This window comes from Streptomyces sp. NPDC104106 (genome assembly GCF_055584345.1).
This window is the reverse complement of record NZ_JBVJMF010000013.1, coordinates 209,688-233,888: the sequence shown is the minus strand read 5'-3', so window position 1 is coordinate 233,888 and position 24,201 is coordinate 209,688. Positions and strand designations below refer to the sequence as shown.

23 protein-coding genes are annotated in these 24,201 nt (G+C 72.8%); 8 read left to right on the top strand and 15 right to left on the bottom strand.

Annotated features, from left to right (window positions below):
• Positions 1-1,919 (top strand): D-alanyl-D-alanine carboxypeptidase (locus ACZ60X_RS28475; RefSeq protein WP_469604234.1); only part of this gene is annotated, 1,919 nt, incomplete at its 5' end.
• Positions 1,920-2,140: 221 nt separating this feature from the next.
• The gene (locus ACZ60X_RS28470; RefSeq protein WP_469604231.1) at positions 2,141-4,030 is read left to right on the top strand and encodes an MFS transporter; all 1,890 of its coding nucleotides are present in this window, start codon (positions 2,141-2,143) and stop codon (positions 4,028-4,030) included.
• Positions 4,031-4,044: 14 nt separating this feature from the next.
• Here ACZ60X_RS28470 and ACZ60X_RS28465 read toward each other — a convergent pair whose 3' ends face one another.
• Entirely contained in the window at positions 4,045-4,890 is an 846-nt protein-coding gene (locus tag ACZ60X_RS28465; protein WP_469604229.1) for a hypothetical protein, read from the bottom strand.
• A 96-nt stretch (positions 4,891-4,986) separates the two neighbouring features.
• Between ACZ60X_RS28465 and ACZ60X_RS28460 the strand changes: the two genes are divergently transcribed.
• The gene (locus ACZ60X_RS28460) at positions 4,987-5,775 is read left to right on the top strand and encodes an SDR family oxidoreductase (protein WP_469604356.1); all 789 of its coding nucleotides are present in this window, start codon (positions 4,987-4,989) and stop codon (positions 5,773-5,775) included.
• A gap of 38 nt (positions 5,776-5,813) precedes the next feature.
• On the opposite strand, the gene ACZ60X_RS28455 is transcribed toward ACZ60X_RS28460, so the two are convergent.
• Both ACZ60X_RS28455 and ACZ60X_RS28450 read right to left on the bottom strand, forming a co-directional pair.
• Entirely contained in the window at positions 5,814-6,929 is a 1,116-nt protein-coding gene (locus ACZ60X_RS28455) for an ADP-ribosylglycohydrolase family protein (protein WP_469604226.1), read from the bottom strand.
• A 95-nt stretch (positions 6,930-7,024) separates the two neighbouring features.
• Positions 7,025-7,765, bottom strand: a complete 741-nt coding sequence (locus ACZ60X_RS28450; RefSeq protein WP_469604224.1) for a TetR/AcrR family transcriptional regulator — start codon at positions 7,763-7,765, stop codon at positions 7,025-7,027.
• Positions 7,766-7,865: 100 nt separating this feature from the next.
• Here ACZ60X_RS28450 and ACZ60X_RS28445 point away from each other — a divergent pair, with 100 nt between their 5' ends.
• Positions 7,866-8,897: an alpha/beta fold hydrolase gene (locus ACZ60X_RS28445; protein ID WP_469604221.1), complete on the top strand. Its 1,032-nt coding sequence runs from the start codon at positions 7,866-7,868 to the stop codon at positions 8,895-8,897.
• Here the strand turns inward: ACZ60X_RS28445 and ACZ60X_RS28440 are convergent.
• From ACZ60X_RS28440 to ACZ60X_RS28420, 5 genes are all read right to left on the bottom strand, one after another.
• Entirely contained in the window at positions 8,881-9,141 is a 261-nt protein-coding gene (locus tag ACZ60X_RS28440; protein WP_469604218.1) for a hypothetical protein, read from the bottom strand. The two genes, ACZ60X_RS28445 and ACZ60X_RS28440, sit on opposite strands and share 17 nt — an antisense overlap.
• A complete protein-coding gene (locus ACZ60X_RS28435; protein WP_469604216.1) occupies positions 9,138-9,485 on the bottom strand; it encodes a DUF6247 family protein in 348 nt (115 codons plus the stop codon). Before ACZ60X_RS28435 ends, ACZ60X_RS28440 begins: the two co-directional genes overlap by 4 nt.
• Positions 9,486-9,559: 74 nt before the next feature.
• Positions 9,560-9,979: a hypothetical protein gene (locus ACZ60X_RS28430; protein WP_469604213.1), complete on the bottom strand. Its 420-nt coding sequence runs from the start codon at positions 9,977-9,979 to the stop codon at positions 9,560-9,562.
• Positions 9,976-10,332 (bottom strand): hypothetical protein, encoded by a 357-nt coding sequence (locus tag ACZ60X_RS28425; RefSeq protein WP_469604211.1) that lies wholly within the window; start codon positions 10,330-10,332, stop codon positions 9,976-9,978. The genes ACZ60X_RS28430 and ACZ60X_RS28425 overlap by 4 nt, the downstream gene beginning before the upstream one ends.
• 235 nt (positions 10,333-10,567) lie before the next feature.
• Complete coding sequence (locus ACZ60X_RS28420; protein ID WP_469604208.1) at positions 10,568-10,975, bottom strand: ATP-binding protein; 408 nt, start codon at positions 10,973-10,975, stop codon at positions 10,568-10,570.
• Between the two features lie 113 nt (positions 10,976-11,088).
• Here ACZ60X_RS28420 and ACZ60X_RS28415 point away from each other — a divergent pair, with 113 nt between their 5' ends.
• Both ACZ60X_RS28415 and ACZ60X_RS28410 read left to right on the top strand, forming a co-directional pair.
• The gene (locus ACZ60X_RS28415) at positions 11,089-11,904 is read left to right on the top strand and encodes a helix-turn-helix domain-containing protein (RefSeq protein WP_469604206.1); all 816 of its coding nucleotides are present in this window, start codon (positions 11,089-11,091) and stop codon (positions 11,902-11,904) included.
• Positions 11,901-12,086, top strand: coding sequence for a DUF397 domain-containing protein (locus ACZ60X_RS28410; RefSeq protein ID WP_469604203.1), 186 nt, complete (start codon positions 11,901-11,903; stop codon positions 12,084-12,086). The genes ACZ60X_RS28415 and ACZ60X_RS28410 overlap by 4 nt, the downstream gene beginning before the upstream one ends.
• On the opposite strand, the gene ACZ60X_RS28405 is transcribed toward ACZ60X_RS28410, so the two are convergent.
• Positions 12,074-15,085 carry a tetratricopeptide repeat protein gene (locus tag ACZ60X_RS28405; protein ID WP_469604200.1) on the bottom strand — a complete coding sequence of 1,004 codons (3,012 nt, stop codon included), beginning with the start codon at positions 15,083-15,085 and terminating at the stop codon, positions 12,074-12,076. The genes ACZ60X_RS28410 and ACZ60X_RS28405 overlap by 13 nt on opposite strands.
• An 87-nt stretch (positions 15,086-15,172) precedes the next feature.
• On the opposite strand from ACZ60X_RS28405, the gene ACZ60X_RS28400 reads away from it, so the two are divergent.
• Positions 15,173-15,694 (top strand): DUF2165 domain-containing protein, encoded by a 522-nt coding sequence (locus ACZ60X_RS28400; RefSeq protein ID WP_469604198.1) that lies wholly within the window; start codon positions 15,173-15,175, stop codon positions 15,692-15,694.
• Here ACZ60X_RS28400 and ACZ60X_RS28395 read toward each other — a convergent pair.
• The 3 genes from ACZ60X_RS28395 to ACZ60X_RS28385 form a co-directional block, all read right to left on the bottom strand.
• Positions 15,687-16,250 carry a hypothetical protein gene (locus ACZ60X_RS28395; RefSeq protein WP_469604195.1) on the bottom strand — a complete coding sequence of 188 codons (564 nt, stop codon included), beginning with the start codon at positions 16,248-16,250 and terminating at the stop codon, positions 15,687-15,689. The two genes, ACZ60X_RS28400 and ACZ60X_RS28395, sit on opposite strands and share 8 nt — an antisense overlap.
• A gap of 62 nt (positions 16,251-16,312) precedes the next feature.
• Entirely contained in the window at positions 16,313-18,898 is a 2,586-nt protein-coding gene (locus tag ACZ60X_RS28390; RefSeq protein WP_469604192.1) for a bifunctional FO biosynthesis protein CofGH, read from the bottom strand.
• A 48-nt stretch (positions 18,899-18,946) separates the two neighbouring features.
• Positions 18,947-19,792 (bottom strand): LLM class F420-dependent oxidoreductase, encoded by an 846-nt coding sequence (locus ACZ60X_RS28385; RefSeq protein ID WP_469604190.1) that lies wholly within the window; start codon positions 19,790-19,792, stop codon positions 18,947-18,949.
• A 155-nt stretch (positions 19,793-19,947) separates the two neighbouring features.
• Here ACZ60X_RS28385 and ACZ60X_RS28380 point away from each other — a divergent pair, with 155 nt between their 5' ends.
• Entirely contained in the window at positions 19,948-21,498 is a 1,551-nt protein-coding gene (locus ACZ60X_RS28380) for a CehA/McbA family metallohydrolase (protein WP_469604187.1), read from the top strand.
• Positions 21,499-21,745: 247 nt separating this feature from the next.
• Here the strand turns inward: ACZ60X_RS28380 and ACZ60X_RS28375 are convergent, their stop codons facing one another.
• The 3 genes from ACZ60X_RS28375 to ACZ60X_RS28365 are packed head-to-tail and all read right to left on the bottom strand — an operon-like array spanning position 21,746 to position 24,192.
• Positions 21,746-22,150, bottom strand: a complete 405-nt coding sequence (locus ACZ60X_RS28375) for a hypothetical protein (RefSeq protein WP_469604183.1) — start codon at positions 22,148-22,150, stop codon at positions 21,746-21,748.
• A gap of 34 nt (positions 22,151-22,184) precedes the next feature.
• Positions 22,185-22,673: a protease inhibitor I42 family protein gene (locus tag ACZ60X_RS28370; protein WP_469604180.1), complete on the bottom strand. Its 489-nt coding sequence runs from the start codon at positions 22,671-22,673 to the stop codon at positions 22,185-22,187.
• The gene (locus ACZ60X_RS28365) at positions 22,627-24,192 is read right to left on the bottom strand and encodes a peptidoglycan-binding protein (protein WP_469604178.1); all 1,566 of its coding nucleotides are present in this window, start codon (positions 24,190-24,192) and stop codon (positions 22,627-22,629) included. The genes ACZ60X_RS28370 and ACZ60X_RS28365 overlap by 47 nt, the downstream gene beginning before the upstream one ends.
• Between the last annotated feature and the right edge of the window lie 9 nt (positions 24,193-24,201).

Genomic DNA, 24,201 nt, shown 5'->3' with positions numbered 1-24,201 from the left:
AGAGCGGGACCGGGGCGAAGGCCCAGGACGCCACCAGCACGAAGAACGAAACCAAGGCCGGGACGAAGGCCGAGGCCGGCACCGGAGCCACGACCGAAGCCGACACCAAGGCCCAGGCCGGGACCAAGCCCGGAGACGACGCGCAGGCCGAGCCGAAGTCCGAGGACAGCGCGAAGACCAAGGCCGGCGCCGGGGCGAAGAGCGGGACCGGGGCGAAGGCCCAGGACGCCACCAGCACGAAGAACGAAACCAAGGCCGGGACGAAGGCCGAGGCCGGCACCGGAGCCACGACCGAGGCCCGCACGAAGGCCCAGGCCGGCACCGGTACGGAGGCCGAGGACGGCGCCGGGGCGGAGGGCGGGGCCGGGGCTCGGGCTGACGGTGCGGTCGATCAGCCCACCGCCGTCTTCAAGACCGTGCGCAGGCCCGAAGTCGATCAGCCGACGACCATGCTCAAGCTGGGCGGCGCCCGCAAGGACGCCGGGGACCCCGCCGCCGATCCCGAGCGGACCAGCAAGTTCGTCGCGCTCAAGCCCGATCTGCCCGACCGGAAGGACGCGCGGCCGGACGCCAAGTCCGACGTCACCACGCCCGTCCCCCAGGTCGGCCCCGAGCGCACCACCCAGCAGCCCCTGCCGCCCAAGCCCCCGCTGGACCTGCTGGCGGAGCTGACGAACACGCCGCCGCCCCCGGAGACGCCGGTCCGCACGCTCGTGCGCCGGGTCAAGATCTGGACCCCGCTGGTGGCGCTGCTGGCGATCGTCTTCGTGGTCGTCCAGATGCTGCGCCCGCTGCCGTCCCCCACGCTCGCGCTCACCGCCAAGGACGGCTACACCTTCGACGGCGGCGCGGTGAACCTGCCCTGGCCGAGCGAGGGCCAGGGCTGGATGGACGGCGACGGCATCGGCACGATGGGCCACTTCGGCAACCAGACGCCCGTCGCCATCGGCTCGGTCGCCAAGACCATGACGTCGTACATCATCCTGCGCGACCACCCGCTGAAGACGGGCCAGGAGGGCCCGAAGATCAAGGTGGACGCGCAGGCGCAGAAGGAGGGCGGCTACGACAAGAGCGGCGGCGAGTCCACGCTCAACACCGTCAAGGCCGGTGACCACCTCACCGAGAAGCAGGCCCTGTCGGCCGTCATGATCCCCTCCGCGAACAACATCGCCCGGCTGCTGGCCCGCTGGGACGCGGGCTCGGAGGCGGCGTTCGTGAAGAAGATGAACGCCACCGCCAGGGAACTGGGGATGACCAACACGACGTACACCGACCCCTCGGGGCTGACGCCGTCCACCGTCTCCACGGCCGAGGACCAGGTGAAGCTCGGCCGCGCGGTCGTCAAGAACCCGGCGCTGGTCGCGATCACCAGCGCCGCCAGCTGGACGGACCCCTCCGGCCACAACTGGCCGAACTGGAACGCGCTGCCGTACCAGATCGGCGCGATCGGCATCAAGACCGGCAGCACCACGGCGGCCGGCGGCAACCTGCTCTTCGCCTCCCGCAAGACGGTCGGCGGGCAGACGGTGACGCTCGTCGGCGCGATCCTCGGCCAGCACAAGCCGTCGATACTCGACACGGTCAACACGGTCAGCAAGACCGCGCTGCTCGCGGCCCAGAACGCGCTGACCTCCTCGACGATCCTGAAGAAGGGCGACGTCGTCGGCTACGTGGACGACCAGCTCGGCGGCCGGACGCCGGTCGTCGTGACCAAGGACGTCGCCGCGGTCGGCTGGTCCGGGCTGAAGGTGCGGCTGTCCTTCGCCCCCGACTCGGTCCCGCACTCGGCGAAGGCCGGGACCACGGTGGGCACGCTGACCGTGGGTGACGGTTCGGCCGGCGCGGTGAAGGTGCCGGTGGCCCTCCAGAGCGATCTGGCGGAACCCGGTTTCGGCGCCAAGCTCACGCGCCTGGGCTGACCCGCCCGCGGACCCCGTCCGCCCTGCCGCACCCCTCGCACCCCGCCGTCGGGAGCCCACCCGGGAGCCCCGCGGCGGGGTGCGTGCTAGCGTCACGAATCGGGGCAGGTCGCCGGTCACGGGACGGGGCGGCCAACAGGACGAGAAGCGGCCGGGAACACCCGGGGACCTCCGAAGGACCCGGCCGAGAACAGAAGACGGGACACGGGGAGTGCCTTCAGGTGGCCACAGCGGAGCCGACACGCGCCGACGACGCCGATCCGGGCCCGGGAAAACCCCCGGGCACCGGGCCGCGAATACGCCTGTCCGCGGCTGACACCGCCGACACCGGCGGCGCCGGTCCGCGGCGCGCGGAGCGGCCCGGCGGGCTCGGGCGTCTGCTGACCGCCGCGGAACCCCTGCGGCAGCGGATGCTGCGGCACCCTGTGCTGTCGGTCACGGCGCTCGCCGGCGTCCTGCACATCATCTGGTTCTTCACGTTCGCGAACAGCGGCGGCGATCTCGCGGCGCAGGACGCCTGGGCGGAGTTCGTCGGCCGGCACCCGGACTCGGCGTACAACCTGGCCTGGTACGGCGGCATGCACCCCGTGTCCTACAGCGTCGTCTCGCCGTATCTGATGGCCGTGCTCGGCGTCCGTACGACGATGATGATCGCCGGGACGGTGTCGGCGGGCCTGCTGACCATGGTCCTCATCCGCAGCCGGGCGGTGCGCAACCCGCTGTGGGCCTCGCTCGCCGGGGTCTTCGCGCTGCTGTGCAACGCGGTGTCGGGCCGGGTGACCTTCGGGCTCGGCACCATGTTCGGGCTCGGCGCGCTCGCGGCCGTGTTCTGCTGGCCGTGGCGGTGGCGGCACAAGCGCTGGGCGAAGGTGACGACGGCCGCCTCGCTGGCCGCGCTGTCCACCATGGCCTCCCCCGTCTCGGGGCTGTTCGTGGGCCTGGTCGCGGCGGCGCTGTTCCTGCAGAAGCGCTGGCAGGGCACCTGGTCGCTGGGCATCGCCCCGTCGGTGGTGGTCGCCGCCTCGTACTTCCTCTTCCCCTTCGCCGGCACCCAGCCGATGACGTTCGGCTCGGTGGTCATGCCGCTGCTGTACGGGCTGCTGTGCCTGTTCCTGGTGCCGAAGGAGTGGGTCACCGTACGGCTGACGGCGGCCGTCTACAGCGTCAGCGTGGTGCTGGTGTGGCTGATCAGCTCGCAGATCGGGTCGAACATCTCGCGGCTGCCGATGCTGTTCGCGGGTGCGACGCTGATCGCGGCGCTGCCGTTCACGGTGCCGAAGTCGCGCCAGTGGTACCTGACCGTGCTGGCGTTCCTGGGCTTCGTCGGCTGGATCGGCTACAAGTCGGTCGACGACATCATCCACACCACCCCGGCCGCGTCCTGGGCGCGGCAGCTGGCGCCGCTGGTGAACCAGTTGCAGAAGGTGGGCGCCGAGAAGGGCCGCGTCGAGGTGGTCCCGGCGCGTTCGCACCGGGAGGCCTCCGCGCTCGCGCCGTACGTCAACCTGGCGCGGGGCTGGAACCGGCAGGCCGACATGGAGCGCAACCCGCTCTTCTACGACGACACGCTCAACTCGGCGAACTACCACGAGTGGCTCCAGCGGTGGGCCGTGCACTTCGTGGTGCTGCCGAAGGACAACCCGGACGGCGACGGCGGTGAGCGCGAGCGGGCACTGCTGCAGCGTGGGATGCCGTATCTGCGGCAGATCTGGGGCGACGCGAACTGGCAGCTGTTCAAGGTCACCGACCCGACGCCGCTCGCCGAGCCGAACGCGGTGGTGGACCGGGCCGAGCAGGGCGAGATGACGCTGGAGGTGCGCAAGGCCGGGCGGATCCTGATCCGGATCCCGTACTCGCCGTGGCTGAGCATCGTCGACGCGCACGGCAAGAGCGTGAAGCCGCCGCAGGAGACGGCGGCCTCCAAGCAACGCGCCGAGGGCACGCCGAAGTCGTACGACAACGTCAACGGGTGCCTCATGGAGACGCCGCAGGACGCGAAGGGCGACAAGTGGACGATGCTGCTGGCGCCGAAGGCGGGGACCTACCGGCTGGCGGCGCCGTACCAGCTGCCCCGGGGCACCCCCTGCCCGGACGAGCTGAAGCCGCGCTGAGGACGCGCTGAGGGTCAGCGGAGCCGGTCGACGTAGCAGTCGGTGCCCGGCACGGTGGGGATGAAGGGGGCGAGCAGTTCGAGGCGCCCGAGGCCGGTGCCCGCCACCTGCTCGTCCAGCCCCTGGAAGTGCTCCTGCCAGCACTCCCTGGGGTCGCTCTCCAGGAACCACAGCAGGGTCAGCCGGGTGTCCGTGCCCTCGACCTGCTTGACGTAGGTCATGCGGTCGCCGGGCAGCGGGGTCGGGCGGAAGACCGTCACGAGGGCGGCCGGGGAGCCGGCGAGGCGGCGCGGGAGGTGGCGGGTGCGCAGCCACTCCAGCAGCCGCGGACGCTGCGCGGGCTCGGGCGCGTCGATGACCTCCAGGACGAGGCCGGCGTACGGGTGGTCGAGGGCGTGGACGTCCCGGGGGCCGGCCGCGCCGTCGCGGTAGACCGTCGTCTCGTGGTCCTGGAAGGCCGTGAGGACATGGGTGCGGTCGTGGTAGACGCGGGCGTCGCGGTTCAGGCGCCGGTTGATGGCGACGGTCCACTTCATGTGCTCGTCGTAGCGGCCGGCCGTGATCCAGTAGGTGGAGAGGTAGCAGCCGGCGGTGACGGGCTGGGCGACCGCGGACTTCTCGGGGTAGCGGAGCAGTTGCAGATCCCTCGTCGCCACCCACCGGCGTCCCGCGTACATCCAGGGCATGGCCATCGCGCCGGCGTAGTAGTGGTCGTCCTCGTACCAGCGGTTGTAGGCGTACTCGTGGCCGGGGTGCGGCTCGACCATCGTGATCAGGGCGTGGCCGGGGCGTACGCCGTAGGGGCCCACGGCGGCCAGTTCGGCGTACAGCTCGCGGCGGGTGTCCGTCTCCTCGCTCATGCGCCCTTCCCCTTCCCTCGCCCTTCCGTCCTCCCGTACCACCGCCTAGCCTGACGGCCCGTCAGGTAAAGCGCCATAGCCAGGGAGGTACGGATGATGTCCCTGCTCGCCGGAAAGACCGTCGTCGTCTCGGGGGTCGGCGCCGGGCTCGGTCACCGGGTCGCCGCGGCCGTCGTACGGGACGGGGGGAACGCGGTGCTCGGGGCGCGGACGGAGGCGAACCTCGCCAAGAGCGCGGCGCAGATCGATCCGGCCGGCGCGCACACGGCGTACCGGGCGACGGACATCACCGACGAGGGGCGGTGCGAGGAGCTGGCCGCGCTGGCGCGGCGGCGGTTCGGCGGGATCGACGCGGTGGTGCACGTGGCCGCCTGGGACTCGTACATGGGCGGCGTCGAGGACGCGGACTTCGAGACCTGGCGGTCGGTCCTCGACGTGAACCTGCTCGGCACGCTGCGGATGACCCGGGCCTGTCTGCCCGCGCTGCGGGAGGGCGGGGGCGGATCGGTGGTCTTCATCGGAACGCAGTCGGCGCTCGCCGCGCCCTCGCAGGTGAGGCAGGCGGCGTACGCGGCGTCGAAGGGGGCGCTGACGAGCGCGATGTACTCCCTGGCGCACGAGCTGGGCCCGGCCCGGATCCGGGTCAACTCCGTGCTGCCGGGCTGGATGTGGGGGCCGCCGGTGGAGGCGTACGTCCGCTTCACGGCCCGGACGGAGGGGGTGCCGGAGGCGGAGGTGCTGGGGCGGCTGACGCAGCGGATGGCGTTGCCGGAGCCGGCGACGGACGCGGACGTGGCGGAGGCGGCCGTCTTTCTCGCCTCCGACCGGGCTCGGGCGGTCACGGGGCAGTCGCTGCTGGTCAACGCAGGGGAGCTGATGCGGTGAGGTAGGTCGTCGCAGGGGGCCCGGCGGGCGCTGCCGGCTCAGCCCCGCGGATACCGCGCCAGCCACCCCGGTGACGATCCGGCCGGGCCGTGCAGGGCGGGGCCCTGGGTCATTTCCATGGCGAAGTCGTCGGCCAGTTCCAGGATGGTGGGGCGGCCCTCCAGCTCGGCCAGCCAGGCCGGAGGAAGGGCCGTTTCGCCGTGGAGGGCGCCGAGGAGGCCGCCGGCGAGGGCGCCCGCCGCCGCCGAGGGGCCGCCCTGGTTGACGGCCAGGCACAGGCCGTGGCGGACGTCCTCGCCGACCAGGGCGCAGTAGACCGACGCCGCCAGCAGCCCGTCCGCCGTGCCGTCGCCGGCCAGTTCCTCGACCCGGGTCGGGCTCGGGATGCCCTGGCGCACGGCGCCGAGCGCGTGCTGGAGGGCGTCGGCGACGGGTTGGTGGCCGGGGCGGGCGGCCAGGAGGGCGAGGGCGCGCTGCACGGCGCCGTCGAGGCTGTCGCCGCGCGCCAGCGCGTGCACGATCACGGCGTACGCGCCCGCCGACAGATAGGCGATGGGGTGCCCGTGGCTCTGCGCCGCGCACTCCACCGCCAGCTGGGCGACGAGCTGCGGCTCCCAGCCGACCAGCAGCCCGAACGGCGCCGAGCGGGCGACCGCCTCCGGACCCAGCTCGCCCGGGTTCTTCGGCTTCTCCAGCGTGCCCATGCTCTCGTCGCCGAAGCCGATGAGCAGGGGCCGGGTCGGCTCGCGGCGGGCGTACAGCCACTCCTCGCGCGCCAGCCAGCCGTCGTCCTTGCGGCGCTCGTCCGGCCCCCAGTCCCGCTGGGTCGCCGCCCAGCGCAGATACGCCCGGTGCAGATCGGTCGGCGGGTGCCAGGCACCGGTGTCCCGGCGCACCTGGGCCCGGATCAGCCCGTCCACCGTGAACAGGGTGAGCTGGGTGTGGTGCGTGACCGTGCCGCGCCGGCCGTACCCGAAGGCCAGGTCCAGCAGCCCCTCGGGGCCGTAGACGGCGCGGATCTCCTCCAGGGACAGCGGATCGGCGGGGCCGCCGAGCGCGTCGCCCACCGCGACACCGAGCAGCGTGCCGCGCACCCTGCTGCGGAAGTCCTGCTGCTCGGCCCGCCCCCAGACGGCGCCGGAAGTCGTACCCACCGAGACCTCCTCACGGCACCGTCCGTCCGTACGACGCTAGGCACTGTAATCGACCGGGAACGGCCCGTTCAGTGGGGCAAAACGGCTCGGACGCCTCATTCCCGCCCAGTCATGAGCGCTTCGACCCCGTCGAGAATCCGGTCGAGCCCGAACGCGAGCGCGTCGGTGCCGTCCGGCTCGAAGGCGCCCTCGGCGACGGCCTTGGCGAGGGCGGGGAAGCGGTCGGCGTGCCGGGCGAGCAGCTCACCACTGAGCCGGTCCCACTCCGCGCTCCCCTCCTCCTCATGGTCGCTCATCCGCTGGGCGAGGTTGCGCACGAGCCCGATCAGCAGCAGGAAGACCTGGTGGCGCTGGGCCGCGCCGAGGCCGGTGGGCTCCAGGGCGGCGAGCGCCGCGTCCAGCCAGCGCAACTGGCAGGGCCCCATCAGCTGACGGCGCATGGCGGTGGCCCCGAGCAGCCAGGGATGGTCGGCGTACACGCGCGCGCACCGGCGGGTCCACTCGGCCGCGGCCGCCCGCCAGTCGCCCTCCGGTACCCCGGACAGGTCCGGGCCCTCGGCCAGCACGGACTCCACCATGAGCGCGACGAGTTCGGTCTTGCCGGGAACGTACCGGTACAGGGCCATCGCCGAGACCCCGAACTCGCCCGCCACCCTGCTCATGGAGACCGCGTCCAGCCCCTCCAAGTCGGCGAGTTCGGCGGCGGCCGCGGCGATCCGCTGCGGGCTCAGCTTCGGCTTGGGCCCGCGGGTCGGCTGCTCCTGCTCACCCCACAGCAGCGCGAGACCGGCGCGAGGGTCGCGTGACCTGTCCCGGTCCTTGTTCCGTCCGCTCATGAACCCTCCCGTACGACGACCCGTTGACTCCGCCAGACAACTGTATATACCGTAAGCACATCGAAACAGCTGACGACATAAACTGTTTAGGGGGAACACCATGCTGCTCACCTACCGCGCCCTCAAGCGCCGCGCGAACGCGAGGAAGCTTCGGATCCGGACGCCGAACGGCATCGACGACGCGCGTTACGTCCGCATCGGCGGCATCGACCAGTGGATCTCGGTCCGCGGCGAGGACCTGGCCAACCCGGTGATCCTGGAGCTGCACGGCGGCCCCGGCGCCTCCAACCTGGTCTTCACCCCGCGCACCCGCGCCTGGGAGCGGCACTTCACGATCGTCCGCTGGGACATGCGCGGCGCGGGCAGGACGTTCGAGGCGACCGGCCCCGACGGCCAGGGCGAGCTGACCCTGGACCGCCTCTACACGGACGCCCTGGAGGTGACGCACCACATCCGCGCCCGTCTCGGCGTGGACCAGGTCCTGCTGGTGGCCAACAGCTTCGGCACGGTCACCGGCCTCCGCCTGGCCCGCACCCACCCCGAGCTGTACTCGGCGTACGTCGGCACCGACCAGAACATCGTCGGCGGCGGCCGCGACACCTCCGCCTACGAAGCGCTGCTGACCCGGCTGGAGCGGGCCGGCAAGAGGAAGGACCGGGCCCGGATCGCGGCGATGGGCCCGGACCGCGCCGCCTGGAGCCCCGAGCAGTGGTCCGACTACGCCAAGACCGTGGTCACCACCGACCCGCTGACCTACGACACGATGAAGACGGTCGTGATCCGCTCACTGTGGTTCTCGCCCGCGCACACCCTGCGCGGCCTGCGCGCCTACCTGAAGGGCATGACCTTCTCGGAACGGCTCGGCCCGCAGGCCATGGCGATCGACGAGTACGCCGAGGGCACCGCCTTCCGCCTCCCCTTCTTCGTCTTCCAGGGCGAGCACGACGTCCTCACCCCACCGGAGCCGGCCCACCGCTTCTACGAGACCGTCTCCGCCCCGGTGAAGGACTTCGCCCTGATCCGCGAGGCCGGCCACTTCGCGTCCTTCCGCCACCCGGAGCGGTTCCTGGACCTGATGCTGACGAAGGTGCGGCCGGTGGTGACGGGGGAGGCGGTCAGCCGCACCAGGTGACGCTGCAGACGTAGACGCACTCGTGACGGGGTACAGCGAGAAAGCTGATGAAGCCGCGTCCGCCGAGGATGTCGAACTCGCGGAGTCCGCCTTCGCGGTCGAAAGGCCGGCCGACCTTGACGGAGTCATGGCCGAGCGCGGCCAGTTCGGCAGCGAGACGCTCGACCTCGGCCACCACTCCAGGAAGCAGCCCTCCCGTGACGTATTCCGCGCTCGGGTTGTAGTCCCAAGCCCAGTCCGTCACAGTCCGGCCTCCTTCTCGGCTGCCTCGCGGATCGTGCGGATCTCCGCGATGGCATCCGTCGGATCCTGCTCCCCCGCATCCACGATGCCTTCCAGCTCGCGCAGGCGGGCCGCACGTTGCGGGTGCCGTTCGATGGCCACGAAGACGGCCCAGGACTGCACGAACGCGCGCAGCGGAGCGAGACTCTGCGTCTGTTGGGCGTTGGTCGTGGCCTCGAAGAGGTGCTGGGTGAGTGCGGGAACCCGACTCGGAGCGATGCGCGCGACCGCCGCCCGCAGCGCGTCCGGGGTCAGCTCGGGCATGGGGATCAGCGGTCCGTACGGGCCGTCGGTCTGGGCGCTCACGGTGACCTCCGGTGCGGGTGGCTCGGTCCTCGTACGGTACCGGTGGGACCGGCGCTGCGCCGGTGACACGGTGCTCATGCCACGGCCACGGACGACGTACGGCAGTCGCGGCACCGGCCGGGGTGGGCGGAGCGGAAGGCCCGGTCGCAGCCGTCGCAGGTCTGGAGGGGGTCCGGGCGCGGTGCCGGGACGCTCGGAGGCCGGGCCGGAAGGTGCGGGGGCAGTTGCGTGGCGAGGCGGTGGGACAGGAAAGCGGCCGGGTGCTTGATCGGGTCCGGAGGCAGGCCCGTGGTGAGGGCGCGTACGACGGCGGTGGGCGGTACTCCTCGTTCCAGCCATTCGGTGACGGCCGGGGCCAGCCGGTGTACCTCTCGCTCCGCGAGCAGCAGGCGGGAGTCGTGTGCGCGCAGGCGGGCCAGGAGACCGGTCGCCTCGCTCCGGGACGACGGCCGGTCGGGCTCTGCCGGTGAGGTGGGCTCAGCCGCCGCGATCACCGCGCGGCGCGGCTTGTTGTACGAGGTCGCCCGGGTCGTCCTTGCCCCGGTTGAAGACGCTCCTTGGTGCGTGAGAGGTACCCGTGCTCCTCCAGCTCGCGCAGCGCCGCCGCGATCCGGATCTCTTCCTCGGGGAACTTCGCCGCCAACGCCTTGATGCCGATCGGGGCGCCCTCGGGCAGCGACTGGATGTGCAGCGCCAGGCCGATCGCCACCAGAGACAGCTCCGGGTGCTGGGCCAGGTGGTTGCCGACCACGGTGACGTTGTCGTGGTGGGGTTCGTTCACATGAGTGACGCCGGAGGAATGCCGGGTCCTGGGGCGCGCGGGAGCGTTACGCTTCTTGTCAGTCATCGGGAAGGTCTCTTCTTCCTTGGTGATCAGGCCCTCGCAGTGGGATGGCAGTCCCGGCGAGGGCCGATGCATGTCTGGGGTTGTTGTTGCAGACGCTGCACCACAAGCGCCCTTCCGTGCCAGTTGCGTTGGGCATATTCACTCCGGCGGGTGAGCTGCGGGGGCGGTGGGGGCGGTGGGGGCGGGTTCGGTTCTTTCCCCGGTTCTTTGGTCTTTGGCGTCGGGAACCGCCAGGTCATGGACCGCCGCGACCCGGTACGAGTTCCGCCCAGACGGTCTTGGCCCCCGCCGGTGCGTCTGCCACGCCCCAGCGGTCCGCGTACGCCGCCACGATCCGTAGCCCCCGGCCGCCTTCCGCTTCCTCGTTCACCGGGTCCGGGACGCAGGGGACCCGGTCGCCCCGTGCGTCGGTCACCTCGATGCGGAGGGTGCCGTCGTCGCGACGTGTCAGCCCCAGTCGGAAGTCCCTCCCCCGTACGCGTCCGTGCAGTACGGCGTTGGCCGCCAGCTCGGCCACCACCTGCGTCGCCCCTTCGAACGGCGCACCCCACTCGTCCAGTTGGCGTTCGGTGAGCAGCCGGGCCAGGCTGGCGCCTCTTCGTGTCGCCGAGAGCTGGACGCTGAGGTGGTTTTTCTGATTCATGTCACCCAGCGTGGCCGCGCCTCCCTACTCTGAACAGCAACGACCACGGTACGCAGCGTGACTGTCCGGGCGCCCGGCGTGGTCGTACGGCTCGTACGTCGCAAGGGGGCAGTGTGGAGGACGAAGAGGCCGAGGCCGTACTCAAGATGGTCGGCCGGCAGATCAAGGCCTGGCGGGAGGCCGCCGGGCTGAAGCAGGGGGAACTGGGAGCACGGATCAAGTACAGCGAGGAGATGGTCTCGTCCGTGGAACGCGGGCGGAGGTCCCCCAAACCGGACTTCCTCGACGCCGCCGACGAAGTGCTGGGCGCGGGAGGGAAGTTGGCGGCGATGAAGGAGGACGTGGAGAAGGCCCGGTATCCGAAGAACGTTCGGGATCTGGCCAAGCTGGAGGACGAGGCCATGGAGATGGGGGCTTACTCGAACCATCACGTCCATGGGCTTTTGCAGACCGCGGAGTACGCCCAGGCCCTGTACGCGATGCGACGACCCGCTTACACCGAGGAGGAGATCGACCGCCTCGTCGCAGCGCGCATGGCTCGAAAGACCGTCTTCGATCGGACGCCTCGATCGCTGATCACTTTTGTCCAGGAAGAGGTGACGCTGCGGCGCCCCATCGGGGGCAAGATGGTGTTGCGCAGGCAGCTCGAACACCTGTTGGACATCGGACAGTTGAGGCACGTCGAAATCCAGGTGATGCCCACTGACCGTGACGAGGAGCATGCGGGCATGGCTGGGCCCTTCCGGTTGCTGAAACTTCAGAACGGCAAAACACTGGGCCACTTGGAAGTCCAGCTGCACAGTCGCCTGGTGAGTGATCCCCGGGAAGTACAGATCCTGGAGATGCGCTATGGAATGATCCGCTCGCAGGCTCTCTCCCCTCGGGAGTCACAAGCCTTCATCAAGCAAGTACTGGGAGAAGAGACATGACCTCGACGCTGATGTGGTTCAAGAGCAGCTACAGCAGCAACGACGGCCCCGACTGCGTCGAGGTCGCCATAACCCCCGCCACCGTCCACATCCGCGACTCCAAGGACAGGGACGGCGCCCGACTCGCCGTCACCGTCGACACCTGGACCGAGTTCCTGGACTTCGCCGCTCACGGCGCGTAGCGCGCCCGCATCGCGTCGCGGGCGTCGGTCGCCCTGGCCAGGCGGGGGGTCAGGCGGGAGTGGTCCAGGCCGGGGCTCAGGCGGAGGATGTCGAGGGCGTCGGTGAGGTCCGCCAGGTCGGGCCAGGTGTGCGGGGCGGTCAGGAAGTGGTCCAGGGCGCGGTCCAGTTCGGGCCAGGTCTGCAGGGCGGCGCTGATCACCGGCCGCGCCCAGGCGGGGGCGTTCGCGCGGGCGAGGTTCGTCCACAGGGGGTGGGCGGCTCTCACGCCCTCGGCTCCGCTCACCGCCAGGGCCCGGTGCACGCCCGGGGAGGCCGTCCGCCGGGCCAGGGGCCAGTTCCGGGTGCGCAGGTGGACGGCGCAGCGGATCGCGGGCGTGTCCAGCGTGGCCAGCGCCTCCTCGTGGCGTCCGCTCAGCAGGTGCACGGTGGCCAGCTGGTGGCGGGCCCAGTCCGCGTCCGCGCCGTCCAGCGTGACGTACCGGTCCAGATCCGACCGTGCCTGCTCCAGCCGGCCGACACCCAGGTCGGTCTGGATCTTGTTGGCCAGGGCCCACGCGCCCCGGGGATCCAGTTCCACGGCGCGGTAGGCGTGGACGAGCGCCCGGTCGTGCCGGCCCTGGCGGCGGCGGGCCCGGGAGCGGTGCACCAGTGCCCAGGGGTAGTCCGGGGTGAGGCGCAGCGCCCGGTCGAGATCGGCCAGGGCCCGCTCGTCGTGGCCGTGCTTTCCGTGCAGGGCGCCCCGGCTGGCGTAGGCGGAGGCGTAGTCCGGGTCCAGGGCGAGGGCCCGGTCGTAGTCGGCCAGCGCCTCGGCGTCGCGGTCGGCGGCCGCCAGGGCGTCGCCGCGTTCGCACAGCACCCAGGGGGCTTCGGGGGCGAGCGCCACCGCGGCGTCCAGGTCCGCGAGCCGGCGTTCCTGGTCGCCCATCGAGCGGTACAGGCGGGCGCGGCGGACCAGGCCCCAGACGAACGAGGGGTCGATCTCCAGCGCCCGGGTCAGGTCGGCGAGGGCGGCCTCGTGGCGGTGCAGGGCGTGGTGCGTGGCCCCGCGTGCGGCCCAGGCGGCGCGCAGTGCGGGGTCGAGGGCGATCGCCCGGTCGAGGTCGGCGAGGGCCGCGTCGTGGTGGCCGCGCAGCCGCTGGTAGTCGCCGCGCGAGCTGAGGTGGCCGGGGTTGTCGGGGTCGCCGGCGAGGACGCGGTCCAGGTCGGCGACCGCGCCCGCGTAGTCGCGCAGCGCGGCGCGGGCGTGGGCGCGGCCGTCGCGGGCGAGCACCAGCTCGGGGTCGAGGGCGAGGGCCTGGTCGTACGCGGTGAGCGCGCGCCCGGGGTCCCCGGCCATCCGGAACAGGGTGCCCCGGCCGGCGTGCGCGATGGCCCGGGAGGCGGTGTCCAGCGGGGCGTGGTCGAGGAGCACGGCCAGGGCGCCGTCGGCGGTGCGGGCGTCCAGGGCGCGCAGCAGGTCCCGGCCCCAGCGGGCCGCGTCCTCCACCGCGCCGTCCGTCCCGGCCTCCACCAGCATCCGGGCCCAGCGGCGGCCCTCCTCCTCGCGCCAGGCGCAGGCCCGCACCACCGCGCCGAGCGCGAAGGAAAGCGCCGTACGCTCTCCGGCGCACAGCCGGTGGTAGGCCTCCGCCAGCCGCAGCTCCCGCCACTCCTCGTCCGCCCAGGGGTCGGCGAGGCCGTCCTGGCGCTCGCGCCGCCAGGCCCCGAAGGTCTCCGCGAGCCGTCCGTGCCGCCGCGCCCACCCCCTCGGCGAGCGCCGGCGCTGCAGGCGCAGCATCGGCGCCCGTACGACGTCGTGGTACTGCACCCGCTCACCGCGCTCGGTGACGAACGGCATGCCGCGCAGCCAGTCGTACAGGGCGTCGGCCTCCTGCTCCGGGCAGTCGGCCGCCGCGCGGAAGACGTCGGCGTCCAGGCGCCGGGGCAGGGCGCAGGCCAGCGCGACCGCCCGGCGCACCGGGTCCGGCTCCCACTTCAGGAAGCGTTCGACCGCCGTGGCGCTCGGGTCGCCGACGTCGTCCGGGTCGGCGGGGCGGGCCTCGGCGAGGGTGGAGACGAGGACGGGCAAGCCGCCGGTCAGGCGGAGGACCTCCGCCACCACCGGTTCGGCCACGACACCCCGGTCGGCCAGCAGCGCCCGCGCCTCGGCCTCCGTGAACGGCCCGAGCGGCAGGTCGGCCATGAAGTCGGCGAAGCCGCCCCAGCGGGCGGTGTCGAAGGGGCGCTGGCCGGCGGTGACGACGAGGACGTTGGCGGGCAGGGCGCCGTAGCGGTCGGTGGTCATCAGCTCGTGCAGCCAGCCGTCGAGGAAGGGGCCGGTGCGCTCGTAGGTGTCGAAGAAGAGGGCCAGCCAGGGCACGGACGCCGTGACGTCGGCCAGTTCGTCCAGGAGCTTCGGGGTCAGCACCAGCTCCGGAGAGAGCACCAGCTGCACGTCCTCCTGACTGCGGAAGCGCGCGCTGAGCCGGGCCTTCAACCGGGCGGCGCCGTCGGCCAGTTGGCCGGCGTCCACGGCGCCGACGAAGGCGCCGGCGCCGGGGACGAGCGCGCCGACGCCCGCCATGCCCAGCCGCACGGCCGTCGTGGTCAGCGGGGAGGGGCCCTCGGCGGCGGGTTCCAGGGTCGCCGCCTCGGCCTCCGCCTCGTGCCGGCGCTCCCGGTGGGCTACGAGCGCCTCCTCCAGCCTCTTCAACCGGTGTCCCTGCTGGGCCAGTTGGCGGCACACCGCGGCCATCGCCTCGGGCACGCTGCCCACGCTCTCGTCGACGTACGCCGTCACCGCGCCGCGCTCCCGCGCGATCTGCTCCAGCTCCCTGACCAGGAACGTCTTTCCGACACCGGAGTTGCCGTGCACATGGAAGAGGAACCGGTGGCGTTCGTCCTCGACGGGCATGTCCAAGTTCGCCCGGAACGCGGCGCGTTCGCCGCCCCGGCCGACGAACCCCGCCCGTCTGCGCCGCCCGATCAGCTCCTGCACCGACGGCCGTTCCCGCGTCATGCCCACGTCCCTCCCCCGCGGCCTGCCTGTTCATTCTGGCGCAATGCCCACGCGAGAAGTGGTGCTCCGGCAGGGGAGAATCCAGCCATGACCACCACCACCCCCACGCGCCACTCCAGCCTCAGCCTGGCCGCCGGTGTACTCACCGGCATACTCGCCCTCTACATCGCCCTGGTCGCCCTCGGGAACATCACCGACTTCGGGACGAACCAGCAGTTCGTCCGGCATGTGCTGGCGATGGACACGACGTTCAAGGACCACGACCTGATGGGGCGGGCCATCACGAGCACCGCGCTCCAGGACACCGCCTACGTCCTGATCATCGTGTGGGAGACGGTGGCCGCGCTCGTCCTCATCGGCGGTACGTACCTGTGGGCGCGGCGCGAAACCGACCTCGCCCGCCGGGTGTCCACGTACGGGCTGCTGATGCTGGCGCTGCTCTTCGGCGCCGGGTTCATCGCGATCGGCGGCGAGTGGTTCGCGATGTGGCAGTCGAAGGCCTGGAACGGGGAGGACGCGGCGATGCGCGTCTTCCTGCTCACCGGTGTCGCGCTGATCGTCAACCTGCTGCCGCACGGCGCGCGCACGGCGCAGGCGGACGCTAGCTGACGACCGACACCGGCGTGCCCTTGTCGCCGAACGCCCACAGGGCGGCGCCGTCCTGCTTGTCCATGCGGACGCCGCCCAGCTTCTTGCCGTCGGCCGGGGGCGGCGAGGCGCCGTCCAGGGCGTTGGAGAAGGCGACGTTCACGCCGTCCACCTTGGTGAAGTACATGACGTGCTCGATCTGCACGCCGTCCGAGCCCTGGAGGGACTGGATGCGCAGGGTGACCGAGTAGCGGCCGGGCTGCGGGCTCACCGTGCCCGGCCACACCGCGAACGTGCGGACGGCCTTGCCGGTCACGTCGACCAGCCACACCCGCTTCGCGCCGACGGAGTACACGATCCGCCGCCCCTGGCCCGACGCGCCCGGCAGGGCGGGCGCCGCCGGGGAGCGGGGCGTGGCGGACGCGTGCGCGCCCGCCGAGGCCGACGGGCTCGGGTCCGCCACGGCGGCCGTGGGATGCGGCCCGTGGTTCGCCTGCACGGCGAGCGCGACGACGGCCGCGGTCGCCCCCGCCGTCAGGCCGGTGACCCAGGCCCAGGAGGGCAGTCGGGCAGCCACGGGTACGCATCTCCTCCGCTACGGGGCCCCGTCTCCATGCTCCGGGGGTCGGATCATCGTACTCAGTCCAGGACCGGCAGCAGCTCCGGCAGGTGTCCGTCCGAGGCCTCGGCCGCGCGCTGCCGTTCCGGCGGCACCTCGCCGTAGAGCGTGGTGCGCGGCCGCGCCGGGCGGCCGGCCGCCTCGGCCACGGCGACGAGGTCGCGGACCGACTTGTACGAGCCGTACGACGAGCCCGCCATCCGCGAGATCGTCTCCTCCATCAGCGTGCCGCCCAGGTCGTTCGCGCCCGAGCGCAGCATCTCGGCCGCGCCCTCCGTGCCCAGTTTCACCCAGCTCGTCTGGATGTTCGGGATCCAGGGGTGCAGCAGGAGCCGGGCCATCGCCGTCACCGCCCGGTTGTCCCGCATCGAGGGGCCGGGGCGCGCGATGCCGGCCAGGTACACCGGCGCGTTCGTGTGGATGAAGGGCAGGGTGACGAACTCCGTGAAGCCGCCCGTGCGCTGCTGGATCCCGGCCAGCGTGCGCAGGTGGCCGAGCCAGTGGCGGGGCTGGTCGACATGGCCGTACATCATCGTCGAGGACGAGCGGATACCCAGCTCGTGGGCCGTGGTGATCACCTCGGTCCAGGTGGCCGTCGGCAGCTTGCCCTTGGTCAGCACCCAGCGGACCTCGTCGTCCAGGATCTCGGCGGCCGTGCCGGGGATGGTGTCCAGGCCCGCCTCCTTCGCCGCGCTCAGCCACTCGCGGACCGGCATCCCCGTCCGGGTGGCGCCGTTGACGACCTCCATCGGCGAGAAGGCGTGGACGTGCATGCCCGGGACCCGCTCCTTCACCGCCCGCGCGATGTCGAAGTACGCCGTGCCGGGCAGGTCGGGGTGGATGCCGCCCTGCATGCACACCTCGACCGCGCCCACCTCCCAGGCCTGCTGGGCGCGGTCGGCGACCTGTTCCAGGGAGAGCGTGTAGGCGTCGGCGTCCGTCCTGCGCTGGGCGAAGGCGCAGAAGCGGCAGCCGGTGTAGCAGACGTTGGTGAAGTTGATGTTCCGGGTGACGATGTACGTCACGTCGTCCCCGACGGCCGTCCTGCGGACGTCGTCGGCCACCTGGCACAGCGCGTCCAGCGCCGGGCCGTCCGCGTGCAGCAGGGCCAGGGCCTCGGCGTCGGTCAGCCGGGTCGGGTCGTCGGCGGCGGTGCGCAGCGCCTGCCGCACATCGGTGTCGATGCGCTCCGGCGCCATGCCGGGGGCGGCCGCCTCGCGCAGCGCCTCCCAGTCGCCGTAGACCTCGTCGAAGTCCGCGCGCCGGTCGCCGGTGCGGCCCTCGGTGTCGATCGACGCGTTGAGGTCCGTGCGGCCCGCCGCGACGAACACCTCCTCCGGCTCCTGCCACGGGCGGCCCTCGACCACCGCGTCCTCGCGCGCGAGCCCCGTCTCCGGGTCGGCGAGCGCGTCGACGTGCGGGCGCAGGCGCGGGTCCAGCCAGGGCTCGCCGCGGCGCACGAACTCGGGGTAGACGCAGAGGCGTTCACGCAGCCGGAAACCGGCGGCGGCCGAGCGCTTCGCCAGCTCCTCGATCCGCGGCCAGGGACGCTCGGGGTTGACGTGGTCGATGGTCAGCGGCGAGACCCCGCCCCAGTCGTCGATGCCGGCGCCGATCAGCCGCTCGTACTCGGAGTCGACCAGGTTCGGCGGGGCCTGGAGGCAGGCGGACGGGCCCATGATGTGCCGGGCGACGGCCACCGTGGCGACCAGGTCGTCCAGTTCGGCGTCCGGCATGCCGCGCATCGCCGTGTCCGGCTTGGCGCGGAAGTTCTGGATGATCAGCTCCTGGATGCCGTGGTACGACCGCGCGACCCGCCGCAGCGCGAAGAGGGACTCCGCGCGCTCCTCGTACGTCTCGCCGATGCCGATGAGCAGGCCGGAGGTGAAGGGCACCGAGGAGCGGCCCGCGTCCTCCAACACCCGCAGCCGTACGGCCGGTTCCTTGTCCGGGGAGCCGTGGTGCGGGCCGCCGGGCTCGGACCACAGCCGGGTCGCGGTCGTCTCCAGCATCATGCCCATGGAGGGCGCGACGGGCTTGAGCCGCTGGAAGTCCGTCCACGTCATGACGCCCGGGTTGAGGTGGGGCAGCAGGCCCGTCTCCTCCAGGATGCGGATGGAGACGGCGCGGACGTAGGCGATGGTGTCGTCGTAACCGTGCGCGTCGAGCCACTCGCGCGCCTCGGGCCAGCGGTCCTCGGGCTTGTCACCGAGGGTGATCAGGGCTTCCTTGCAGCCGAGGGCGGCGCCCTTGCGGGCGACGTCCAGCACCTCGTCCGGGGACATGAACATCCCGTGCCCGGCGCGGCGCAGCTTGCCGGGGACGGTGACGAAGGTGCAGTAGTGGCACTTGTCCCGGCACAGCCGGGTGAGGGGGATGAAGACGCTCTTCGAGTACGTGATGACACCGGGCCGGCCGGCCTGTTCCAGACCCGCGTCGCGCACCCGGGCGGCGGACGCGGCGAGGTCGGTCAGCGCCTCGCCGCGCGCCTGCAGGAGCACCGCCGCCTCGGCGACGTCCAGGGCGACGCCGTCCCGGGCGCGTTTGAGGGCGCGACGCATGGAGTTCTCGGTGGGGCCGGTTCCGGAGGTCGCGGAAGTCGTCATCCCTTGAGCATACGTTCGGGGTGATCAGGACCGACGGCTCCGCCCGGCCTACAGGAAGGGCGCGTACGCGTCCAGCGCCCGCAGCACCTCCTCCTCTCCGGCCGGGGGCAGCTGGAGCACCACCTCCTCGATGCCCAGCTCGGCGTAGTGCGCGAGCTTGCCCGGGGACGGCTGCACCGCGTAGGGGACGACCTGGAGGGCGGAGGGGTCGCGGCCGGCGTCCGCCCAGGCCGTGCGCAGCACCGGCAGCGACTCGGTGAGGCCCCGGCCGCCGATCGGCAGCCAGCCGTCGGCGTACTCGGCGATGTGGGCGAACAGCTTCGGCCCGGCCGCCCCGCCGACGAGCGTGCGCGGGCCGGTGACGGTGCCGCGCGGCTTCTGCGCCGGCTTGGGGTGCGCCTCGCTGGCCCGGACCGCGCCGAACCCTCCCGCGTACGCCGTGGGTTCGGCCGACCACAGCGCCTGCATCAGCCGCACCCGGTCCCGGACCAGCTCCCGGCGGGTGCGCCAGTCGACACCGTGGTCGGCGGCCTCCTCGACGTTCCAGCCGTAGCCGAGGCCGAGCGTGAAGCGGCCGCCGGAGAGGTGGTCGAGGGTGGCGATCTGCTTGGCGAGGGCGATCGGGTCGTGCTGGGCGAGCAGGGTGATGCCGGTGCCGAGGCCGAGCCGCTCGGTCACGGCGGCGGCCTGGCCGAGGGCGACGAAGGGGTCGAGGGTGCGGCCGTACTCGCGCGGGAGGTCGCCTCCGGCCGGGTAGGGGGTCGTGCGCTCGACGGGGATGTGGGTGTGCTCCGGCAGATACAGCCCGGCGTAGCCGCGCTGCTCCAGTTCGCGGGCGAGTCGGACCGGTGTGACGGTCTCGTCGGTGAGGAATATGGTGACGGCGATACGCATGCCCCATCTGTACCGAGCCGCCGCCCGCCTGTCCATACCGACTGGTCGGCATCACACCGGACCCTTGCCTGTCAGGTCGCGAGCATGACACATAGTTGTGTACCAATCCCCTTCCCTTTCACGGGAGTTCACTCCCGTACGGGAGAGTGACCCGCATGTGTGACGACACGCACGACCAGGCCCACGGCATCGGCAGACGCGCGCTGTTCGTGACGGGCGCCGCCGCTGCCCTTACGTTGGGAGGCGTGAGCTTCGCAGCGGCGGACGGGCAGGGTGGCCAGGCGACGCGGACGGTGCGCGGGACGCTGCCGCCCGGCTCGCCCGACTTCGTGTACGTACCGGTCGAAGTCCCCTCCGGCGTACGGGAGATCAAGGTCTCCTACTCCTACGACAGGCCCTCGGTCCCGGCCGGCACCCAGGGCAACGCCCTCGACATCGGACTCTTCGACGAGCGCGGCACCGAACTGGGCGGCCGGGGCTTTCGCGGCTGGTCGGGCGGGGCGCGCACCGAGTTCTTCGTCCGGGCCGACGACGCGACCCCCGGCTACGTCCCCGGCCCGGTGCGCGCGGGCACCTGGTACGTCGCGCTCGGCCCCTACACGGTGGCGCCGCAGGGGCTGACGTACGAGCTGACGGTCACGCTGACGTACGGCGAGGCGGGCGAGACCCCGCGGCCGGTGTATCCGCCGTCCCGGGCGAAGGGACGGGGCCGGGCCTGGTACCGGGGCGACTGCCATCTGCACTCCTGGTACTCCGACGGCCGCCGCACCCCGGCCGAGATCGCGGCCCTCGCGCGGGCGGCGGGCCTGGACTTCATCAACTCGTCCGACCACAACACGCACTCCGCCCACCCCCACTGGGCGGACCAGGCCGGCGACGACCTGCTGATCATGCTCGGCGAGGAGATCACGACGCGCAACGGGCACGTGGTGGCGCTCGGCACCGAGCCCGGCACGTTCGTGGACTGGCGCTACCGGGCGCGGGACAACCGCTGGTCCCGCTTCGCGCGGGAGATCCGCCGCGCCGGCGGCCTGGTCGTCCCCGCCCATCCGCACGCCACCTGCGTCGGCTGCGGCTGGAAGTTCGGCTTCGCCGAGGCCGACGCCGTGGAGGTGTGGAACGGCCCCTACACCCCGGACGACGAGGCCACCCTCGCCGAGTGGGACAACCAGCTGGTCGCCTCCGTGCGCCGGGGACGGCCCTGGCTGCCGGCGATGGGCAACAGCGACGCCCACCGCGACCCGGACGCGGTCGGCTCCCCGCAGACGGTGGTCCTCGCCGACGACCTGACGCGGGAGGCCATCCAGGAGGGCATCCGCGCGGGCCGCTCGTACGTCGCCGAGTCGAAGAACGTCACCCTCGCCTTCAGCGTGACGGGCGGGCGCGGGCGGCGGGCGGGTATCGGGGAGCGGCTGGACGTGTCCGCCGACACCCCGGTGACCGTCCGGCTGGAGGTCTCGGGCGCCCCGCGCTGCTCCGTCCGTTTCGTCACCGACCAGGGCGTGCTGTTCACCGGCGACCCGCTGCCGGTGTCCGGCACGGGCACGGCCGAGTGGCGTACGACGCCGTCCTACGCGGCGTACGTACGCGCCGAGCTGCGCCACGAGATTGCGGCGGGCCCGGTACCGGGCGCACTGGCGGCGTTCACGAACCCCGTCTTCCTCGGAACGGCCGACACCGGACGGACCGGCGGCCCGGCCCGCTGACCCCGACGACCACCTCCGCCGACGGCGTCGCGCCCCCGGCCTCCCGGACGGCCGAGGAGTCGCTGCCGGGCCGCGCGGAAACGCCGGTCAGCCCGCCGCGCCCACGCCCAGCCGCCCGGGGGCACCGTTGCGTCCCGGCCCAGGCGGGACGGTGGCCCGGCGCGCACGGCGGCCTCGGGAATGGTGACCGGCCGCGCGGGGGCGCGGGCCGGGCCGCTGTTGTGGCCTGGCCCACGCGAGGTGGTGGTCAGGGCTGGGTGGGGCTCGTCAGGTGGCGTAGTTCGATGATCGTGGCGATGGCGCGCAGCCAGCGGGCGGCGGTGTCGTCGGCGGTGACGCCGGCCGCGAGTCCGGTGCCGGCGGCCAGCCAGTCGCGTACGAGGGCCGCCGCCTCCGGGCGCGGCAGCGGCTCGGGGAGCGCGGCCGCGTAGGCGAGGCCGCCGGCCCGGACAGTGTCGGCGAGGAAGGCCACCGAGCGCGGCTGGGTGCCGAGGCGGTCGAGCAGCACGGCCGCTCCCGCGGCGCCGTCGCCGAACAGGGCGGTGCGCCGGGGGCCGGGCGGCGCGGTGAGGCCGTAGCGGAGCAGGACGCAGATGTCGAGCCGGGCCAGCTCGTCGTCGGTGCGGTCCGGGGGCTGCGGGGCGGGGTTCATGGCGGGTCTCGGAATCGCTCGCGCCGGTGTCGGCTCAGCGGACGGTGACGGTGTAGGTGACGCGCTTCGGCGCGGACTGCCGGAACGGGGCGGTCGTCGCCGGGGCCGGGGTGCCGCCGCCGGCGTCGCAGGTGGTGGCGAACGTGCAGTGGTACAGCACGATCCGGGTGCTGCCCTTGCCGACGGCCTCGAAGGTGAAGGTGAGGCCGGCGCCGCCGCCCGGCACGGGCGTGGCGCCGGTGTCCGACTCGCTGTGCTGCCCGCGCTCGCGGACCACCGCGGCGTCGGGCCGGGGAGCGGACAGGAACCAGTGCTCGCGCGTGGAGGCGTTCTCGTGGACGGTGAGCGTGAAGCGCTCCCCGACCTTGGCGGTGATGCTGCTCTCGCCGGTGGGGTGCGCGGTGGGCGCGGCGGTGTCCGACCCGCAGCCCGCGACGAGCGTGAGCAGCGCGACCGCCGCGACGGCTCCGCCCGCCCTACTTCGCCGTCGGGAGGTACACGCTGTACGCGTCGTTGAGTCCACTGTCCGCTGCCTTGCCCATGTGTCCGTTGATGAAGTCGTCTTCGCTGACCCAGGTCGTCGTGCCCCAGGGGTTGTAGATCTGCAGCTTGTCGCCCTGCTGGCCGATGATGGTCATCGCGTGGGCGCCGTCCTTGCCCTGGACGTCGACAGGGACCGGGCGGCCGTCCGCGACCGCCTTCTCGACGTTGCCCAGCACCGCCCTGCGGTCGTCGGCGCTGTTGAGGTCCTGGCGCTGGTAGTCGTCGCCGGTGGCGGCGCCGATGGTGCTGTCGTCGATGTGCTCCTGCCCGTCGGGGCCCATGCCCTCCCAGTGGTCACCGCCGTGGCCCTCCGTGTGCAGCCGGTGCTGCTCGGCCACCAGGCGCCGCCTGAAGGCCCCGGGGTCGTCCTCCTGTCCGCTGGGGCCGCCGGTGAGTCCGAGGGCGTAGAGGGGGTCGACCATGGCGCGGGCGGTGACGGTGGACGAGGCCACGCAGGTGCCCTCCGAGCCGTCGCCGCCCTGGATCCACAGCTGCCTGTCGAAGGTGACGTAGTCCTTGTTGTTGTTGGAGCCGTCGGAAGCCAGGCCCTCGTCGTTCATGCTGTCCACCTCGGTGACGACGGGCGTGAGATGCCTGCGCAGCCACTGCGGGTCGTGGCCCTGGATCTGGCCCTGGAACTGCTCGATCTCCGGCACGCTGTGCCCGGCGGCCAGGGCCTTCATCAGATAGGCCCGCTCCTGCGGCGTGTCCGAGCCGGCCAGCATCTGGTCCATGGCGGCCTTGTCGGCGGCGCTCAGCTGATTCATGCGCAGGCCGGCGCGTTGAAGGTCGTGCGCGCTGAGGATCTCGTTCGTCACGGGGTCGCCGTCGACGGCGCTGGTCTCGGCCAGCATCAGCTTGTCGACGGCGGTCAGATCGCCCGTGCCCATCTTGCCGAGGCGTGCTTCGGAGACCCACTTGTTCAGGTCCCTGGCGGCGGCGTGGGCCGCGTCGTCGGCGGCGATCGCGGCCTTGTGCATGTCCTCGACGCCCAGGGAGGCGAGAGAACGGGCCTGCAGCCGGACGGCCTCGTCGGCGTCGGACTCGAAGAGGTCGTCGAACCAGTCGTCCTTGCCGCCGAGCGTCTGGAGCGCCTCGCGCAGCGTCTGCCGCCCGCCGCCGTCCTGGCTCTGGGCGTTCTTGAGGGCGTCGGCGAACGTGAGCAGCGCCAGTCCGCCGCCGTAGAAGGCCCGGCCCACCGCCCCGGCGGCCCGCCCGGCGGCGGCCACAGCGTCCGAGGCGAGGACGCTCGTGTTCCCGGCCCACACGTCCGGCAGGCCCTTCTTGGCCACCCTGTCGATGCGCTTGTAGAGGTCCTCCAGGTCCTGCTTCTGGTAGAGCTTGCCCAGAAACTCCAGCGTCGCCGTGTCGCCGACCGGGGCGGACACGGCGAGCGCGTCGTTGATGGCGTCGATCAGGTCGTTCTTGCTGTCGGCGGAGGAGATGGTCCCGCACAGCTCGCCCAGCCGCTTCCTGCGGTCGGCCGTGGACTCCGTCATCGCCCGCCC